Source organism: Chitinolyticbacter albus, assembly GCF_024437655.1.
Classification (GTDB): Bacteria; Pseudomonadota; Gammaproteobacteria; order Burkholderiales; family Chitinibacteraceae; genus Chitinolyticbacter; species Chitinolyticbacter albus.
Map to the genome: position 1 here is coordinate 34,782 of NZ_JANBVF010000032.1, position 17,209 is coordinate 51,990.

Genomic DNA, 17,209 nt, shown 5'->3' on the forward strand with positions numbered 1-17,209 from the left:
CTCACGTGGCCGGAATCATCGCACGATTCCATTGCGGCGAACCAGCCGCCTATTCGCCCTGCAGCAGCGGCATCAGGCCGCCCGCATGGTCGAGCGCGGCCAGGTCGTCATAGCCGCCGACATGGGTGTCGCCGATATAGATCTGCGGCACCGTGCGCCGGCCGGTTTTCTGCATCATCTCGGCCCGCTGGGCGGGATCGAGATCGATGCGGATCTTGTCGATGGTATCCACGCCTCGCTGCAACAACAGCCGTTCGGCCATCACGCAGTAGGGGCAGATCCCGGTGCTGTACATCACTACCTTGTTCATGGGCACTCCGTGCGCATCGCGCTGATTTCCCGTAACTGCGGCCTTTGCCGCCAAATCTCAAGGGCTGCGATGCGATCCGGCGGCGCACCGGCGTGGTGCCGAGCGGTGGCCCGAACGAAGCTTTCTGCACCCTTGTGGTGTTGTAAGGCCTTTCCCCATCGGGATTTGTGGCACTGGATGCAGCAGGCGGTGGCGCGCATGCTCGTGGCGCCGCCGTATGGCGGCGCCATAGCCGCCAGGCCACGAGCCGGGCGGCACCTGACCGGAGATCGATACCCATGCTTGCATCCCGCCTTGCCGGCTACGGCCTTGCCGTTGCCACCCTTTGCACAGCCAGCTTCAGCTACGCCGACAGCCTGCCCAATGTGACCATCCTTGCCACCGGCGGCACCATCGCTGGCACCGGTGCCACCAGCACCACCACGGTCGGCTACTCCGCCGCCAAGCTCGGCGTGGAAAAACTGATCGAGGCCGTGCCGGAGATGAAGACCATCGCCAATGTCAGTGGCGAGCAGGTGTTCCAGATCGCCAGCGAGAACATGACCAACGACCACTGGCTCAAGCTCGCCAAGCGGGTGAACGAGCTGCTGAAACAGTCGAGCGTGGACGGCATCGTCATCACGCACGGCACCGATACCATCGAAGAGACCGCGTATTTCCTCAACCTGGTGGTCAAGAGCAAGAAGCCGGTAGTCATCGTCGGCGCGATGCGTCCGGCGACCGCGATCAGCGCCGATGGCCCGATCAACCTGTATAACGCCGTCGGCATCGCCGGCAGCAAGGATGCGCAGGGCCGTGGCGTGCTGGTGGCGCTGAACGACGAGATCCAGGGCGCGCGCGAAGTGACCAAGAGCAATACCATGCTGGCCAGCACCTTCCGCGCGCCGGACCTGGGTAGCCTGGGCTACGTGGTACGCGGCAAGCCGGTGTTCTACCGCGCCACCGCGCGCAAGCACACGGTCGATACCGAGTTCGATATCGGCAAGCTCGACCAGCTGCCGGAGGTCGACGTTGTCTATGGCTACGCCAACGCCAAGCGCACGCCGATCGATGCCTTCGTTGCCGGTGGCGATGTTGGCCTCGTTCATGCCGGCACCGGCAACGGCAGCCTTGCCACGCCGGTGAAGGAAGCGCTGAAGGAGGCGCGGGCCAAGGGCGTGATCGTGGTGCGCAGCTCGCGTACCGGCAGCGGCATCACCGCGCGCAACGGCGAGGCCAACGACGACGAGCTCGACTTCGTCGCCGCCGACAACCTCAATGCGCAGAAGGCGCGCATCCTGCTGATGCTGGCACTGACCAAGACCCGCGACACCAAGGACATCCAGCGCATGTTCGAGGTGTATTGATCGATCGCGCGTTCGAAGCACGGGAGCCATGCGCTCCCGTGGTCGTTGCTGTGGTTCTCCCACGGGCGGGATCGCCGGGCTGCTGTGTCTCCAGCCGGCTCGGCGAGCTTCACCGGTGCGCTGATTGTCGCCGGTCGTTCCGGGCCAGCGCGCCGCCGCGCTGGCGGCAGGCCGCGCCATCCGCAACGTGCTGGCGGGATTTTGAGGGGCGGCGCAGCCGGGTGGCCCGGCTGCGCATCCGGTTTCAGCGGCCGGTGTAGTCGACGAAGCCTTTGTTGATGTCGACGATCTTGCGGCTCAGCCGGTAAACGCCGCCGCCTTCACGCGTCTTGCTGGCGTCGGTGTTACCCTCGATGGTGTGGATGATGCCACCGGCCACGCGCTCGATCAGCCCGGAATGCCCCAGGCCGCCGCCATGGTCCATCACGAACACCATGCCCGGCTTGACGAGCCCGGGGTTGGCTATCGCTTCGGCCTTGGTGATCCGTCGTGCGCCCTTTTCCTTGGCGCAGCGGTTCCAGTGATCGAGCACGCCGGCGGTCTTCACCATCGGGTTGGGCCGACCGGCATCCTGCGCCGCCTTGTTGAAGCAGTAGTAGACAAAGGCGACGCACCAGGCGAGGCCGGTCGGCACGCCAGCGGTCTTGAGGTAGACATCCACCTCGGGGCCTCGGTTGGAGTTCACCGGCCGCTCGCGCACCTTCTTGTCCGCTTCGCCAGCTGCGACGGCGAGCACGCGGCCGAGGAAATTGTCGCCAGCGGTGCTCGATGCACTGACCGAGGCCTGCCCGAACAACGCCTCCCAGGTGAGCGCGCCGATCTGTCCATCGACCTTCAACGGAGCGCCATGGTTGTCCACGTGCCGCGACTGGAACTGCATGACCGCCTGCTTGGTGCTGGGACCGAAGGTGGGATTGCTGGGGTCAAGTTTGAGCGCAGGCTGATTGCCAAGGGCCAGCATGGCATTCAATTGCTTTTTCAGCGCCACGACGATCTTGCCGTCGGTCTCGCCCAATTTGATGATGCGTCCGGGGTATTGCACTGTAGCCTCCATCGACGGTGGTGAAGAAACGGTGCCGGCTTGCACCGGCATCCTCGGTACGTAGCGCTTCGCGCGCGCAAGCGGTGCCCAGGCACGGGGTCAAGCGATTTGCGATCGATCCGGATCGGCACCGTGGCAACGGATGGGTCGCGTAAGCGGTGAGCTCATGGCGGAGCCGTTGCCTACCGATCGGCGCCAAGCGTGGGGATGGGCAGTATCAGGCCGGTAGCGGTCGAGATCGCCTTCCACAGCACGCCGACGAGGGCGTTCCAGACCTTTTCCACGGTGGCGATCAGCAGGCCGCGCAAGGTCCTGGCGAAGCTCAGTGCCATGTCTTCCAGCCCATCGAGGAAGAATTCGCGGGTCTCGTCGGTGATCTGGCCGGTGGTGATGCCAAGCCGAACCAGTTCCGCCTGCTGGGCAATGGCCTTGAGCTGGCGATCCGAGAAACCGCGGAAGGTGGTGACGTCGGCCTTCAGCACCGAGGTGGCGGCGGCCTGCATGTCGAGTACGAGCTGGCTGATATCCAGTGGCATGGCGGCGCTCCGGCGTTAGCGTTGCAGGAAATTTTCGTAGGTGATCGCCTGATCGAGGTAGATCGCGATCTGGCCCTTGAACGCCATCGCTTCGAACGCGTTCACGCCCTGTTTGCGATCGGTATCGCGCAGCTTGGTCACGGTTTCGGCGATCTTCTTGATCGCATGCACGCTGGGCGCGGTGCTGCCGTCGTCATCCAGCGGCGGGCCGCCGCGCTCGGCGAGCAGGCTATTGATGGTGTCGGTGACCTTGTTCTTCGGCACAGGCCGGGCGCCGGCGAGCAGCGCCAACGCCTCCAGTCGGCCTATCAGTTGGTTGTAGCGATCTTCGCGAACCGGAAAGGAAGCCTGCGTCGTTCCGGCCGAGACGCCGGCCAGCAACGCCATCGTTTCGACGGTGGCGGCATTGAGCCCATCGACCACCGCGCGATCGTAGGCGGGCGCGAGCTGGGTGGCGCAGCCGGATAACAGTAACCAGAGCGCCAGTGTGGCGAGGCGGACGAAGGCAAGCGGGCGAAGAAACATAAAGGTTCCCCATGACAGGTGAATTTCATGATTCTGGCATATGTGCGAAAGCTTGCACGCTTTCCGTGCTGGCGAGGTTACTGGCGGAAGGGGCCGGTGGGCGGACGCAGGTCGGAAGCTGCTCGGATGCGCCTTATTTGTTGTTGCTGCTGCCTTCATCCACCAGACCGTCTCGGCTGGCTGGCGTTTTTTCCGTGTCGTGCGCTGCCACCCTTGATTCCCTCTGATCTGCTTCGTGTAGGCGGAGTACCGTGCTTTGAACCACAAGGTGGAAGCGGGTCACGGCTAAGGCTGGCTGAACCGAAACTTGTTTACAAGGCGCGCGTCATGAACACGCTGTTCGGATCCAGCTGGTAGTCGGCGAACGGATCGCAGGGCGTGAAGCCGTGCCGTAGATACAGCGCCCGCGCCGGCTCGAAGAAAGCCATGGAGCCGGTCTCCAGGCTGATGCGGCGATAGCCAGCCTGGCGCGCATGCGCGAGCGCGTGCTGCAGCAGACCGGTGGCAATGCCACGCTGGCGATGGCGCGGCGAGGTACGCATCGACTTCAATTCGGCATGGTCATCGTCCAGCCGCCTGATGGCGGTGCAGCCGACCAGGTCGCCATCAAGCCAGCCGCTCCAGCACGTGATGTCCGGATGGCGCAAGCCGGCCAAATCAAGCGCATGCGTGCTCTCCGGCGGCGATACCTTATGCATGTCGGCGATATGGTCTTCGAGGAAGGAGATGATGGCTGGAGAGGTGAGCGGATCGACGTCGATGGCGAGAGGCATCTGGGGCTGGGTCAGTTTGCTGTAGTAAAGGTGTTCGAATTGGTCGGGGTTGGAGGGCAGCGCTTGCGAGTCACCGTTACGGCTGAAGCCGTGTTTGAGATAGAAGGCGATCGCGCGCGCGTTACTGTCGGCGACCCAGGCCCAAATGGAGCGGGCACTGCGTGCGGCGAGCCAGCGCCGTGTAGCAGCGAGCAGCAAGGCAGCTACTCCGGCGCCACGGTACGCCGGCGCGACCCACAAGGCACAGATGAAGGCGCGGCCTGATTCTGCCTCGAAGAATGCCCCGATCGTGCCGACCGGGTCGGCTTGGTCCAGCGCGAGGAACGACGTCGCTTCGTCCGATGTGGCATGACGCGCTGCGGCGGCATCGAAATGGGATCGCGGCAGGGCGAGCATGTCGTCCAGCCGGGCGCCAAAGGCAGGGGGCGCCTCGGTCAGGGCAGCGATGCGAAGCGAACGAAGCAAGGTTCCGTCTGTAGCGGTGGATTGGCGAACGAGCATGCGGCGAGAAGTTGTATTGCAGCCAACCGGTTGGGCGGCTATGCGGGCGTGATCAATCGTAGGGCTGGCTGGAGCTGGGGTGCAAACTTGGCATCAGCCTTGTTGCGCAATTGGGAGGCTCGTGATCCCGCTGTGATTGGCATTGCACCAACCAAGCGCCCAGCCACCTGATCGCCTCGTCCAGCCCCCGCGTATACGGTTGGCCGCAGGAGAGGCGGATGTGGCTGTTGAAACGTTGCGAGTTGGAGAACATCACGCCGGGGGCGATGCGGATGCCAGCGGCTAGTGCGGCGTCGAATAACGCTACGCCATCGCTGCCATCAGGGAGCGCGATCCACAGGCCCAGACCACCGTCGGGCACGGTGAGGCGGGTGCCGGAGGGAAAGTGGCGGGCGATGGCCTCGGCCAGCTGTTCGCGCTGGGTGCGCAAGGTGGCACGCAGCCGCCGCAGGTGGCGCTCGAAGGCCGGGCTCGCCATGAAATCGGCGACGGCCAGTTGTGGTAGCGCCTCGTTGGGACGCGATTGGGCGAACTTGAGCATGGCCACGCGTTGCTGCCAGCGGCCGGCGCTGATCCAGCCCAGCCGCATGCCGGGCGCCAGCATCTTGTGCGAGGAGGCGCAGTGGATCACGTTGCCGCCGCGATCGAGCCCCTTCAGTGTCGACAGCGGTACATCGCGGTTCGAGAGGGCCGCGTAGGTGTCATCCTCGATCAGCGCGATGTTGCGCGCTGCGCACCAGGCCACCAGCCGCGCCTTGTGTTCATGGGGCATGGTGCAACCCAGGGGGTTCTGCAGATTGGGGACGACCACGATGCCGCGGATGTTGTCGTAGGTGTCGGCGGCGAGTTCCAGTGCTTCCAGCGAGATGCCGGTCTGCGGACTGGTGGGGATTTCCAGCGCGCGCAGCCCCAGGCTTTCCAGGATCTGCAGCAGGCCATAGAAGGTGGGCGATTCGACGGCGATCACGTCGCCAGGCTGGGCGATAGCGCGCAGCGCCAGGTTCAGTGCCTCGGTGCAGCCCTGCGTCACCACGATGTCATCGGCAGCGAGCTGCATACCGTTCGCCAGCGCGCGCTGTGCCAGCACCTGGCGAAAGCCGGGCTCACCTTGCATCGGCACGGCACGGCCAAACAGATCCGGCTGTGTGCGTAGCGCCCGCATCGCGGATTGACGCAGCGCCTTGCTCGGGTAGAGCTCGGGCGCCCCCACGGCACCGGCGAGGTTGACCTTCACCGCCGCCTGCTGGCCACGCGCCAGGATGGCCGAGACGCGCGTGTTGATGCCGACGAACTGCGCAGGGTCCGGCAGTTGCGGCGTCGGCTCCTGCACTGGCGCAAGGCGCCGCCGCGCCAGCACGAAATAGCCCGAACGCGGTCGCGCCTCCAGCACGCCGCGCTCCTCCAGGTGGCGACAGATCTGTAGCGCGGTGGACAGGCTGACCTGATGGCGAGCCATCAGCGTGCGCACCGACGGCATGCGCTCACCCACGGCCAGCGTGCCGAGCTGTATGGCCTGGGCGTAGTGGTCGGCCAGTTGGCGGTAGAGCGGGAGCGCGTTCATGCCCCATTGTCGGTTGCGCCGCTGTCGATCGACATATACAGAGCATCGTTTTGCATGCCGGAACAGAATCGGAATTCTGTTCGTGTTACAGAACAGTTTGCCGTTTTCTATGTCTGCCCGCCCAGCTCGCGGCTCCGTACGCTGATTGCATCGTTGTGGGGGAACGTGGCTATGGAACGGCGTTTTGAAATGAAGGCGGGACGTGCCTTGCTGTTGAATGCGCCTGCGGGATGCACGCTCAGGATCGAACACGGCGAATTACGCCTAGCAGGAGAATTGGGCTTGCTTGCGGGCCAGCCTTGGCAACTCAGGCAAGTGCTGCGACAAGGAGAAACGTTGTGTATCGCGGTAGCAACCGTGCTCAGCGTGGAGTCGGTTCGCGACAGCATCGTGGTTTACCGCGCGCAGCGGCAGGGCCTGGGCCGGCAGTTCGATGCAACATGGTTGTCACGTTGCCGGATATGGTTGCGGCGCTTGCGTATCGGATGATGCAACGGCTTGCCGGTGTGCAGGTAAGCGTTTCAAGCTGCGTCGCCAATCGTCTTCTTTTGTCTGTCATCAAAACATAATACTGTGGTCAGCATTTATAACTACAGTCGACCGACCACCCTCGGGAGATACGTCATGCTGCACGGCAAGACTGCCCTCGTTACCGGATCGACCAGCGGCATAGGCCTCGGCATTGCCCGGCCGCTGGCCGCCGCTGGCGCCGATGTAATGCTCAATGGGATCGAAGCAAGGACTGATGGCATGGGGCTTGCTACCGAACTCGCGCGTGAGTTCAACGTGCGCGTCGGATACCGTCATGCCGATCTCGCGCGCCCCGACGCCGTGGCGGGGCTAGTGGCCAGCGCCGATGCCGAGTTCGGCAAGGTGGATATCCTGGTGAACCACGCCGGCACCCAGTACTCCGCGGCGGTGGAGGATTTTCCGCCGGAGCAGTGGGATGCGATTCTGGCGACCCATCTTTCCGCGGTGTTTCATGCCACCCGCGCCGTATTGCCGCAGATGCGCAATCGCAACTGGGGGCGCATCGTCAATATCGCCTCGGCGCATGGCCTGGTCGCCTCGGTCCACATGGCGGCGTACGTTGCCGCCAAGCACGCGGTGCTGGGCTTGACCCGTGTGGTGGCGTTGGAAACGGCCACCACCGGCATTACCTGCAATGCCATCTGCCCCGGCTGGGTGCTGACGTCCTGGGTGCAACAACAGATCGACGAGCTCGCCGCGCGCGAGGGTTTCTCCGAAGACGAGGCGCGCCAAGCGCTACTGGTGGAAAAGCAGCCGTCGCTGGAATTGGTCACGTCGGAGCAAATCGGCGCGCTGACGGCTTTCCTGTGCAGCGATGCCGCTTCGCAGATGCGCGGCACGGCCCTGCCGGTGGATGGCGGCTGGACAGCCCAATAGCCCGCGCACCGGCAATAGGCAGCAAGACCCGGAGCCTCGGCCCGGTCTTGTAAGAGGGTGGCCCGTGGCGCCTCGACTGGGTTAACCTCGGCCAGGTGTCGCAAGCGGAGCGGATCGCTTTCGAATCGGCCGGCCCGTTGGGGCGCGATTTCGCCATTCGGACTCGTCATCGGGCATGAAGATGCGCGTCGATACTCTTGATCCGCATCATCGTGGCTGGCGGGCGCCGTGGGGCTAAGGGTGGATGCGGCCATCGATCCGGTCGACGGGTGAAAGTGGCTCGCCCTTGTTTTTCAAGCACTTGCTCTGACGGTGCCATGGGGCGTGGTATATAATCCGCCGTTTTTTCTCTCTGGGCGCGGCATGCACGTTTTGTACGAGGACGATGGCTTCAAGGTGGCCACGGTCAAGGAATCGCAGACCGGCAGCCTGCAGGTCGAGGACGTGCGCGGCAAGCGCAGCAAGATCAAGGCAGCCAACGTGCTGCTGAAGTTCGAGCGCCCCGATCCAGCCAGCCTGATGAGTGAAGCCGAGGCGCTGGCGGCCGAGATCGACATCGATTTCCTGTGGGAAGTGTGCGGTGCCGACGAATTCGGTTTCGAGGACATCGCGGCCGAGTACTACGGCGCGGGCCCGAGCGCACAGCAACAAGCCGCCGTGCTGCTGCGCATCGCCCAATCGCCGATGTACTTCTACAAGAAGGGCCGTGGCCGCTATAAGGCGGCGCCCGAAGAGAACGTGAAGGCCGCCCTCGCTGGCATGGCGCGCAAGCAGCGCGAGGCCGAACAGATGGCGGCCTGGCAGGCGGAACTCACCGCCGGCACGCTGCCGGAAGCCTTTGTACCGCTTACCAAGAAACTGCTGCATCGCCCGGACAAGAACGGCATCGAGTACAAGGCGCTGCTGGCCGCGGCTGAGGCCGCGCAGAGCACGCCGCTGCGTCTGATGGCGCGCGTTGGCGCGTTGCCCGATGTGGCCGATTATTTCCTCGATGGCTTTTTGTTCGAATCTTTCCCGCATGGCCGCGAAGCTCGTGTGGAAGGCGAGTTCGCCTGCGAGTTCGATCTGCCGACCGCCGAGGTGGCCGCGTTCTCGATCGACGATGCGACGACCACCGAGATCGACGACGCCTTCAGCATCAAGCCGCTGCCCAACGGCAATACCCAGGTCGGCATCCATATCGCTGCGCCCACGCTCGGCATCGCCGCCGGCTCGCCGCTCGACAAGCAGATCCTGGAGCGGCTCTCCACCGTCTATTTCCCCGGCGACAAGATCACCATGCTGCCGGACGAAGTGGTGCGGGTGTACACGCTGGAAGAAGGCGCCGCCCGCCCAGCGATGAGCCTCTACCTGGAGCTCTCGCCCGGATTCGACATCGTGTCGCATCATAGCCGCATCGAGCTCGTGCCCATTGCCGCCAATCTGCGCCACGACCAGATCGAGCCCTGGTTCAACGAGGAAACCGCCGGTCAGGAGCATCAAGGCCCGGATTATCCCTACAAGGCCGAACTCAATTACCTGTGGCGCTTTGCCGGCGAGCTCGAAGGCCGCCGCGGCAAGGCCGATCCGAACGCGCCGGTGCGGCTCGATTACAGCTTTTACATCGATCGACTGGACGACGGTGGCAAGCGCGTGCGCATCGTGCCGCGCAAGCGCGGCGCACCGATGGACAAGTTGGTGTCCGAGCTCGCCATCCTGGTCAACAGCACCTGGGGCAAGGATCTGGCCAACGCCGAGATTGCCGCAGTGTATCGCTCGCAGGGCGCGGGGCGCGTGCGCCTGACCACGCAGCCGGGGCCGCACCTGAGCCTGGGGGTCGACTGCTACGCCTGGTCCAGCTCGCCGCTGCGCCGTGGTATCGATTTCATCAACCAGCAACAGCTGCTGGCGATGCTGCGTGGCGAGAAGCCGCGCTTCAACCGCAACGATGCGGAGCTGTTTGCCGCGATCAGCGGCTTCGATACCGCCTACGCCGCATACAACGATTTCCAGGACAAGATGGAGCGCTACTGGTGTCTGCGCTACCTTGAGCAGGAAAACGTCAAGGAAATGCGCGCGCAGGTGATCAAGGAGAACCTGGTGCGCATCGACGGCACGCCGCTGGTGCAGCGCGTGCCCGGTCTGCCGGAATTGCCGCCTGGCACCACGGTCCAACTACAGCGGCTGGCAATCGACTACCTTGAATTGACGCTCGAATGCCGGATGGCGACGATCTGACCGTAACCACATCATGCTGCCCAAGAGACCTCTGAACCAACTGCTGCCGGTGCGTTTTCGCAACGGTGAGCAGATCCGCCAGTTTTCCAAGCCCTGCGTGCGCTGTGGCCATATGCTGAGTGCGCGCGACATGCAGGGTGCCGCCCGGCTGGTCGACGAGAACCAGCTCGCCATCGCCGCCGCCGCGCGTTGCCCGCAATGTGGCGAGCGCTTCGGTGTCGCCTGCCTCGTCGACGAGCAAAAGCGCGTGCGGCGCGTGCTGGTGCCGGCCATGCTGTTTGGCTGGTATCTGCGCAGCCTGCCGCCACAAAAAGGCGAGCAGAGTCAGCTGCATACGGTGGCGATGGACGATATGCGCGATCCCGATCTCTCCGTGGCGGAGCCTATGGCGCCCCCGGCCGCGTCCCGCCAGATGGATGTGGTACGCGCCGACGAAGCGTTGGGGCAGTACCAGGGCAAGCCGATTCCCGCCTGGGTGGAAGTCGACGGCGTGCGGCTGGCGTTCGAGCGCGTCGCGCCGGGAGCGCAGCCGGCAGGCGGCGAATTCCTGCTCGATGGCTGCCTGCTGTATCGCGGGGCACGGTAAACGACGCCTCGCCGACTGGGCTGCTTGTTTTCTCGCAGCTGACCACCATTTGATGACCGTTGGTGCGCCCGATTGCCATATCGCGCGGTACTACGCACCATCCGCGAAAATGCCACTTGGCTTTTTTCGCTAACGTCTTATAATCGCAAGCCTTTTTACGGCGGAGACCCTCGCCATGCAACGCTCGATGCTCAAGTCCAAGATTCACCGCGTCTCGGCCACCCATGCCGAGCTGCATTACGAGGGTTCGTGCGCGATCGACGAGAACCTGCTCGACGCCGCCAACATCCGCGAATACGAACAGATCCATATCTGGAACATTGATAACGGCGAGCGGTTCTCCACTTACGCGATCAAGGCCGCGCGTGGTTCCGGCATCATCTCGGTGAACGGCTCGGCGGCGCGTCGCGCGCAGGTGGGCGATCTGTTGATCATCGCCACCTTTGCCGACTACAGCGAAGCCGAGCTTGCCAACCATCAGCCCTCGCTGGTGTATGTGGATGAGGCCAATCGCATCGTCTGTACCAAGAACGGCATTCCTGTGCAGTCGGCCTGAGCCGCTGCCCGCCCGTCGTCAAGGCCGCCTTGCGCGGCCTTTTTCTTGGATTGCACACGCGATCGTCAACGGCGTGCGTCCGCCCGGTCACCCACGGCCCGGCTGGCGCGTTGCCATTTACGCGGTCTTCACAGTTGCGATTCGATCGGCAACAGTCGCAAAAAGTCCACGCCCAGGCGGCGCAAGAACGAGGTTTCCGGATCGTGGGTGTGCATGCCATCGCCGCCGGGCTCGTGCCATTGCAGCTGGCCATCGTCCAGCGCCAGGCGATACGCCTTCTCGGCCACCAGCTCATCGAACTGGTCGGCCATATGGTCGGCCAGGGCGGGGCTGTCGAGCAGGATGCCGATCTCGGTATTGAGCTCGATCGAGCGCGGGTCGAGGTTGAGCGAGCCGATAAAGACATGGCGCCGATCGAAGATGAAGGATTTGGCGTGCAGGCTGGCGCGCGACGAGCCCGTCCAGCCGCTGCCGCCCTTGGGGCGCGGATGGGTCGGGTCGGGTTTGAGCTCGTAGAGCTGCACCCCGCCTTTGAGCAGGGGCTTACGATAGGGCGCATAGCCGGCGTGCACCATACCGACGTCGGTGGCGGCGAGCGAGTTGGTCAGCACGCGCACGTGCATGCCCTGCGCCACCCGTTGTACCAGCCAGGCGGTGCCGCCCTTGCCCGGCACGAAGTAGGGCGACACGATGTCGAGCGAGCGATCGGTCTGCGTCGCCACCGGCGCCAGCCGCTCGATCAGCGTGCGCGTCGGTTGCTCGGTCAGCTTGTCCGGATGATCGTACAGCGCCTGGGCGTTGCCCCAGTAGAAGGGCAGGGTGGCATCGCGCAGCTGCAGCGCCAGCGCATCCTTTTGCAATTGCTGCAGGTAGCCCGTGGCCCGGTCGAGCCGTTGTTGCGCCGCGAGCGTCACGCGCAGCGCGGCGAGCTTGGCCTGGGTGTCGACCCTGGGGTAGAACGCCTTGATCGGGATGGCGCGCTCATGGCGCCAGTAAAGGTCGAACGAGGTCTCGACCTGCGCGACCACCGGGCCGATGGCCAGCACGTCCAGATCGGAGAAGTCGATCTCCGGGTTGGCCTCGAAGTACTCGTCGCCGATATTGCGCCCGCCAACGATGGTGACATGGTCGTCCGCGGTGAAGCTCTTGTTGTGCATGCGCCGGTTCACCCGGCGGAACTCCAGCAGCATGCCCAGCGTACGCAGCCAGCGCTGGCTTACCGGATTGAACAGTCGCACCTCGATATTGGGATGGCCGGCGAGCGCCAGCAGCGTTTCGTCATCCGGCTTGCTGCCGACATCGTCGAGCAGCACGCGCACCTTCACGCCACGGTCCGCCGCTTCCACCACCTTGGCGGTCACCAGGCGCCCGGTCACGTCGTTGTGCCAGATGTAGTACTGCAGATCGAGTGTCTTCTCGGCCGTCATCGCCAGCGCCAGCCGTGCGATCAGCGCGTCGCGGCCATGTTCGAGCGGGTAGATGCCGGAGAGGTCCGCGTGCGTGTCCGCCAGCTTGCGTGCAGTGCGCGCCAGCATGGTGTCCTGGGTGTCGATCACCGGAGCAGGCGCCTCCTGCGTGCGGGCGGGCAGGCTGCCGCATGCGGCAAGCAGGCTGGAGAGGAGCAGCAGGGCGGTCAGTTTCGTCGGCTGGCGCATGGTCGGAATGGGCAGGGTGACAGGCTACTTTAGCAAACTCATCCGCGCTGGCTGGCGGCTATAATCGCGCTTTGCTGTCGGTGGCTGGCTGACAGCGCCACTTTCATATCAGGAAGCTCAGTCATGACGCGTACTCTCGCCGGATTCTGCCTTGCCGTTCTCGCTGTCCTGGGTCACGCCCATGAGTACGAGGCGGGCAAGCTCTTGATCGGACACCCCTGGGCGCGCGCGACCGCGTCTGGTGCGCCGGTGGCCGGGGTATTTCTGACACTGGAGAACGGCACGGGCGACACCGACCGGCTCACGGGCGGCGATAGCGCGGTTGCGCAGAGGGTAGAACTGCACTCGATGACGATGGACAACGGCATGATGAAGATGCGCCACCTCGAGGCCATCGAAGTGCCGGCCAGGGGCGCGCAGAAACTCGCGCCCGGCGGCTTGCACATCATGCTGTTCGGCTTGAAGGCGCCGTTGAAGGAAGGCGAAAGTTTTCCATTGACGCTCAACTTCGAGCGGGCGGGCAAGGTCAAGGTGAACGTCAAGGTCGAGCCCATGGGCGCGACCGCGCCGGCACACGGCAATTAAGGCGGCGCCATGCAGAGCACCGCGGTCAAGGATTACCTGCTGACGCTGCAGCAGAATATCGTCGCCACGCTGGAGAACCTGGATGGCGGCAGCTTTATCGTCGACAGCTGGCAGCGGCCCGAGGGCGGCGGCGGGATCAGTCGCGTGATCGAGGATTCGGCGCTGCTGGAGCGTGGTGGCGTGCTGTTCTCGCATGTGACAGGCAGCCAGATGCCGGCCTCGGCCACGGCGCACCGTCCCGAGCTTGCCGGTCGCGCCTGGGAGGCAATGGGCGTGTCGCTGGTGTTGCACCCCAAGAATCCCTATGTGCCCACGGTGCATCTGAACGTGCGCATGTTCCGCGCCCACGCGCCGGGGCAGGACGACGTGTGCTGGTTCGGCGGCGGCATGGACCTCACGCCGTTTTACGGCTTCGAGGAGGACGCGGTCCACTTTCACGTCACCTGCCGCAACGCGTTGGCCCCGCTGGGCGCCGGGCACTATCCGCACTTCAAGGCCTGGTGCGACCGCTATTTCTTCCTCAAGCACCGCAACGAGGCGCGCGGCATCGGCGGCATCTTCTTCGACGATTTCACCGAAGGCGGCTTCGAAGGCGGCTTTGCCATGATGCGTGCGGTAGGCGACGCCTTCCTGCCGGCCTATGTGCCCATCGTCGAGCGCCGGCGCGAGCTGGCCTACGGCGAGCGCGAGCGCGACTGGCAGGGTTATCGCCGTGGACGCTACGTCGAATTCAACCTGGTGTGGGATAGGGGCACGCTGTTCGGCCTGCAGTCAGGCGGTCGCACCGAATCCATCCTGTGCTCGATGCCGCCGCTGGCCAAGTGGCGCTATCAGTGGCAACCCCCCGAGGGTAGCCCGGAGGCGCAACTGCTGAGCGACTTCCTGCCGGTACGTGACTGGCTGGCCTGAAGGGCTACTGAGCGACATCCTTGTCCCAGTAGGGCTCGGTGCCAAAGCAGGTCTGCAGATAGTGGATGAAGCTGCGCACTTTCGATGGCAGGTGCCGGTTCGGCAGGTGGATGGCGTAGATGAAGAACTCGGTCGGCACGTAACCCGGCAATACCTCCACCAGCCGGCCTGCCTGCAAATCCTTGCCGACGATGAAGGTGGGCAGCAGAGCCAGCCCCAAACCACCCAGCACCGCCTGCGACAGGGCCTCATCGTCGTTGATGCGCAGCGTGCCGGAAACGGGAATCGCCACGTCACCGTCCACGCTTTTCAGGTGCCAGAGTCCCTGGGTATTCAGAAAGGTGTAGTCGAGACAGTTGTGCTGGGCCAGATCCTCCGGCGATTGCGGAGTGCCAGCGCGCGCGAGGTAGGCTGGGCTCGCGCAGATCTTCCGGCGGATGGGGGCCAGCTTGCGAGCAACCAGATTGGGGCCGGGCGTGGTGGTGATGCGTAGCGCCACGTCGTAGCCTTCTTCGGCCAGGTCCACGAAGCGATCACTGAGGGTCAGCTCCACGCTCACGTCCGGGTATTGCATCATGAAACCAGGTAGCGCGGATGCGACGTGCATGGTGCTGAAGGCGACCGGGGCACTGATCTTCAGCTTGCCGCGCGGTTCTTGCTGCAGCCGGGACAAGGTGAGTTCCGCCTGCGCCAGCTCCTCCAGGATCCGGTCGCAGTGCTCGAAATAGGCCTCGCCGATGTCGGTCAGGCTTAGGCTGCGTGTGCTGCGATGCAAGAGGCGTACGCCCAGCGTGGATTCCAGGCGGGAGACCGCTTTGCTGACTCGCGACTTGGAGATGTCCAAGCGACGCGCGGTTTCGGTAAAGCTGCGCGTTTTGACCACTGATGCGAACAGCAGCATGTCGTTAATGTCGGGCATGTCCGTGAGTCCGTTGTTTCCATTTTGGAAACAGTATTATTCTTTTATCGGGACTTATCAATCGATAAGCAGCCATTTATTATGCGGAAGTTTACTGAAATCCCACCAATATTTGAAAAACTAAGAGTAGAACGGTCGTAGCACTCCGATTTCAAGCCATTCCCTCTATCCGATATATATAAATCGGAGGATGGCTGTGCCTGTTAGATTCATCTAATTCGTGTTTGATCGGACATTCTGTTCGCTGTGGTTTGTTTTTTTATTGGTTGGTGGGGCGAATCTCATCTTCCAAACCGGAATAGCGTTTGATGTCCTACCAGACCCTTGAAGATTTTATCGAATACGTTGCGAAAAAAAACCCGGGTCAGCCCGAGTTCATGCAGGCCGTAGTCGAGGTGATTGAAAGCCTTTGGCCATTCATTGAGAAAAATCCAAAGTATGCGACTCAGGGTTTGCTGGAGCGTCTGGTCGAGCCCGAGCGGGCGATCATGTTCCGGGTGTCCTGGGTGGACGATCACGGCACAGTGCAGGTGAACCGCGGCTACCGCATCCAGCACTCGTCCGCAATCGGCCCCTACAAGGGCGGCATCCGCTTCCATCCCACCGTCAATCAGTCCATCCTGCGCTTTCTCGCCTTTGAACAAACGTTCAAGAACGCGCTCACCACGCTGCCGATGGGTGGTGGCAAGGGCGGGTCAGATTTCGACCCCAAGGGGCGCAGCCCGGGCGAAGTCATGCGCTTTTGCCAGGCTTTCGTGAGCGAGCTGTTCCGCCATGTCGGCGCCGATACCGATGTGCCGGCCGGTGATATTGGCGTGGGCGGGCGTGAAGTGGGTTTCATGGCCGGCATGATGAAGAAATTGAGCAATCGCGCGGATTGTGTATTCACGGGCAAGGGGTTGTCGTTCGGTGGCTCGCTGATTCGTCCGGAAGCCACCGGTTACGGCACGGTTTATTTTGCCCAGGAGATGCTCAAGCATCGCGGCCGCAGCTTTGAGGGCATGCGAGTCAGCGTCTCGGGTGCGGGTAATGTGGCGCAATATGCCGTCGAGAAAGCGATGGCATTGGGCGCAAAGGTGATTACGGTTTCCGATTCGTCCGGGACTGTCGTCGATGAGGCCGGTTTTACGCCGGAAAAATTGGCGCAGTTGATGGAGATCAAGAATCATCGCTATGGTCGCGTGAGCGAATATGCAGAGAGCATCGGTGCGCAATTCCTGGCGGGCGTGCGCCCCTGGGGTGTTCCGGTGGATATCGCGCTGCCATGTGCTACTCAGAACGAGCTGGACGGTGATGACGCACGCATGCTGGTGAAGCACGGCGTCATGTGTGTGGCAGAGGGCGCGAACATGCCGTCGACCGCCGAGGCCGTGAAGGTGTTCGAGCAGAACGGCGTGCTGTATGCGCCGGGCAAGGCCAGCAATGCGGGCGGCGTGGCAACTTCGGGTCTCGAGATGAGCCAGAATGCGATGCGCCTGTCCTGGCCGCGCGAAGAGGTGGATGCCCGTCTGCAGGAAATCATGCGCAGCATCCACGAAACCTGCCTGAAATACGGTACCCGTGAGGATGGCAGTGTCAACTATGTGGACGGCGCCAATATCGCGGGTTTTGTCAAGGTTGCCGATGCGATGTTGGCACAGGGCGTGATTTGATCGAATATTCAATTTCCTGTTGCGCTGCCTGACGCGCAAAATGAGGTGAAGAGCGGATCTGCCGTCTGGCAGATATCACCTCTTCGGATCGCCCTGCACCGTGTACTCACGGTTGCAGGGCGTTCGCGG

The 17,209-nt window shown here is 63.5% G+C and carries 17 protein-coding genes; 9 read left to right on the forward strand and 8 right to left on the reverse strand.

Annotated elements, in window-relative coordinates; all coding sequences use genetic code 11:
• Nucleotides 1-49: 49 nt before the first annotated feature.
• Complete coding sequence (gene grxC / locus NLI84_RS15495) at nt 50-310, reverse strand: glutaredoxin 3 (protein ID WP_255991569.1); 261 nt, start codon at nt 308-310, stop codon at nt 50-52.
• Nucleotides 311-588: 278 nt separating this feature from the next.
• Between grxC and NLI84_RS15500 the strand changes: the two genes are divergently transcribed.
• Nucleotides 589-1,656 (forward strand): type II asparaginase, encoded by a 1,068-nt coding sequence (locus NLI84_RS15500; protein WP_255991570.1) that lies wholly within the window; start codon nt 589-591, stop codon nt 1,654-1,656.
• Nucleotides 1,657-1,900: 244 nt separating this feature from the next.
• Here the strand turns inward: NLI84_RS15500 and NLI84_RS15505 are convergent, their stop codons facing one another.
• From NLI84_RS15505 to NLI84_RS15525, 5 genes are all read right to left on the reverse strand, one after another.
• A complete protein-coding gene (locus NLI84_RS15505; RefSeq protein WP_255991571.1) occupies nt 1,901-2,698 on the reverse strand; it encodes a peptidoglycan-binding domain-containing protein in 798 nt (265 codons plus the stop codon).
• Nucleotides 2,699-2,880: 182 nt separating this feature from the next.
• Nucleotides 2,881-3,234, reverse strand: coding sequence for a hypothetical protein (locus tag NLI84_RS15510; protein WP_255991572.1), 354 nt, complete (start codon nt 3,232-3,234; stop codon nt 2,881-2,883).
• A 15-nt stretch (nt 3,235-3,249) separates the two neighbouring features.
• Complete coding sequence (locus NLI84_RS15515; protein ID WP_255991573.1) at nt 3,250-3,759, reverse strand: hypothetical protein; 510 nt, start codon at nt 3,757-3,759, stop codon at nt 3,250-3,252.
• A 311-nt stretch (nt 3,760-4,070) separates the two neighbouring features.
• Nucleotides 4,071-5,033 (reverse strand): GNAT family N-acetyltransferase, encoded by a 963-nt coding sequence (locus NLI84_RS15520; RefSeq protein ID WP_255991574.1) that lies wholly within the window; start codon nt 5,031-5,033, stop codon nt 4,071-4,073.
• A gap of 52 nt (nt 5,034-5,085) precedes the next feature.
• Nucleotides 5,086-6,594 carry an aminotransferase-like domain-containing protein gene (locus tag NLI84_RS15525; protein ID WP_255991575.1) on the reverse strand — a complete coding sequence of 503 codons (1,509 nt, stop codon included), beginning with the start codon at nt 6,592-6,594 and terminating at the stop codon, nt 5,086-5,088.
• Between the two features lie 171 nt (nt 6,595-6,765).
• Between NLI84_RS15525 and NLI84_RS15530 the strand changes: the two genes are divergently transcribed.
• From NLI84_RS15530 to panD, 5 genes are all read left to right on the forward strand, one after another.
• Nucleotides 6,766-7,083: a hypothetical protein gene (locus NLI84_RS15530; protein WP_255991576.1), complete on the forward strand. Its 318-nt coding sequence runs from the start codon at nt 6,766-6,768 to the stop codon at nt 7,081-7,083.
• A gap of 135 nt (nt 7,084-7,218) precedes the next feature.
• On the forward strand, nt 7,219-8,001 hold the full coding sequence (locus NLI84_RS15535; protein WP_255991577.1) for a 3-hydroxybutyrate dehydrogenase: 783 nt from the start codon (nt 7,219-7,221) through the stop codon (nt 7,999-8,001).
• Between the two features lie 363 nt (nt 8,002-8,364).
• Nucleotides 8,365-10,218: a ribonuclease catalytic domain-containing protein gene (locus NLI84_RS15540; RefSeq protein WP_255991578.1), complete on the forward strand. Its 1,854-nt coding sequence runs from the start codon at nt 8,365-8,367 to the stop codon at nt 10,216-10,218.
• Nucleotides 10,219-10,231: 13 nt separating this feature from the next.
• Nucleotides 10,232-10,804 (forward strand): hypothetical protein, encoded by a 573-nt coding sequence (locus NLI84_RS15545; protein WP_255991579.1) that lies wholly within the window; start codon nt 10,232-10,234, stop codon nt 10,802-10,804.
• Nucleotides 10,805-10,979: 175 nt separating this feature from the next.
• Nucleotides 10,980-11,360, forward strand: a complete 381-nt coding sequence (gene panD, locus NLI84_RS15550) for an aspartate 1-decarboxylase (RefSeq protein WP_255991581.1) — start codon at nt 10,980-10,982, stop codon at nt 11,358-11,360.
• 128 nt (nt 11,361-11,488) lie between these two features.
• Here panD and NLI84_RS15555 read toward each other — a convergent pair whose 3' ends face one another.
• A complete protein-coding gene (locus NLI84_RS15555; protein WP_255991583.1) occupies nt 11,489-13,015 on the reverse strand; it encodes a phospholipase D family protein in 1,527 nt (508 codons plus the stop codon).
• A 123-nt stretch (nt 13,016-13,138) separates the two neighbouring features.
• Between NLI84_RS15555 and NLI84_RS15560 the strand changes: the two genes are divergently transcribed.
• Complete coding sequence (locus NLI84_RS15560) at nt 13,139-13,600, forward strand: copper chaperone PCu(A)C (protein ID WP_255991584.1); 462 nt, start codon at nt 13,139-13,141, stop codon at nt 13,598-13,600.
• Nucleotides 13,601-13,609: 9 nt separating this feature from the next.
• A complete protein-coding gene (hemF, locus tag NLI84_RS15565; RefSeq protein WP_255991585.1) occupies nt 13,610-14,509 on the forward strand; it encodes an oxygen-dependent coproporphyrinogen oxidase in 900 nt (299 codons plus the stop codon).
• A 4-nt stretch (nt 14,510-14,513) separates the two neighbouring features.
• Here the strand turns inward: hemF and NLI84_RS15570 are convergent, their stop codons facing one another.
• Nucleotides 14,514-15,428 carry a LysR family transcriptional regulator gene (locus NLI84_RS15570; RefSeq protein ID WP_255991586.1) on the reverse strand — a complete coding sequence of 305 codons (915 nt, stop codon included), beginning with the start codon at nt 15,426-15,428 and terminating at the stop codon, nt 14,514-14,516.
• 308 nt (nt 15,429-15,736) lie between these two features.
• Between NLI84_RS15570 and gdhA the strand changes: the two genes are divergently transcribed.
• Nucleotides 15,737-17,080, forward strand: coding sequence for an NADP-specific glutamate dehydrogenase (gene gdhA, locus NLI84_RS15575; protein ID WP_255991587.1), 1,344 nt, complete (start codon nt 15,737-15,739; stop codon nt 17,078-17,080).
• Nucleotides 17,081-17,209: the final 129 nt, after the last annotated feature.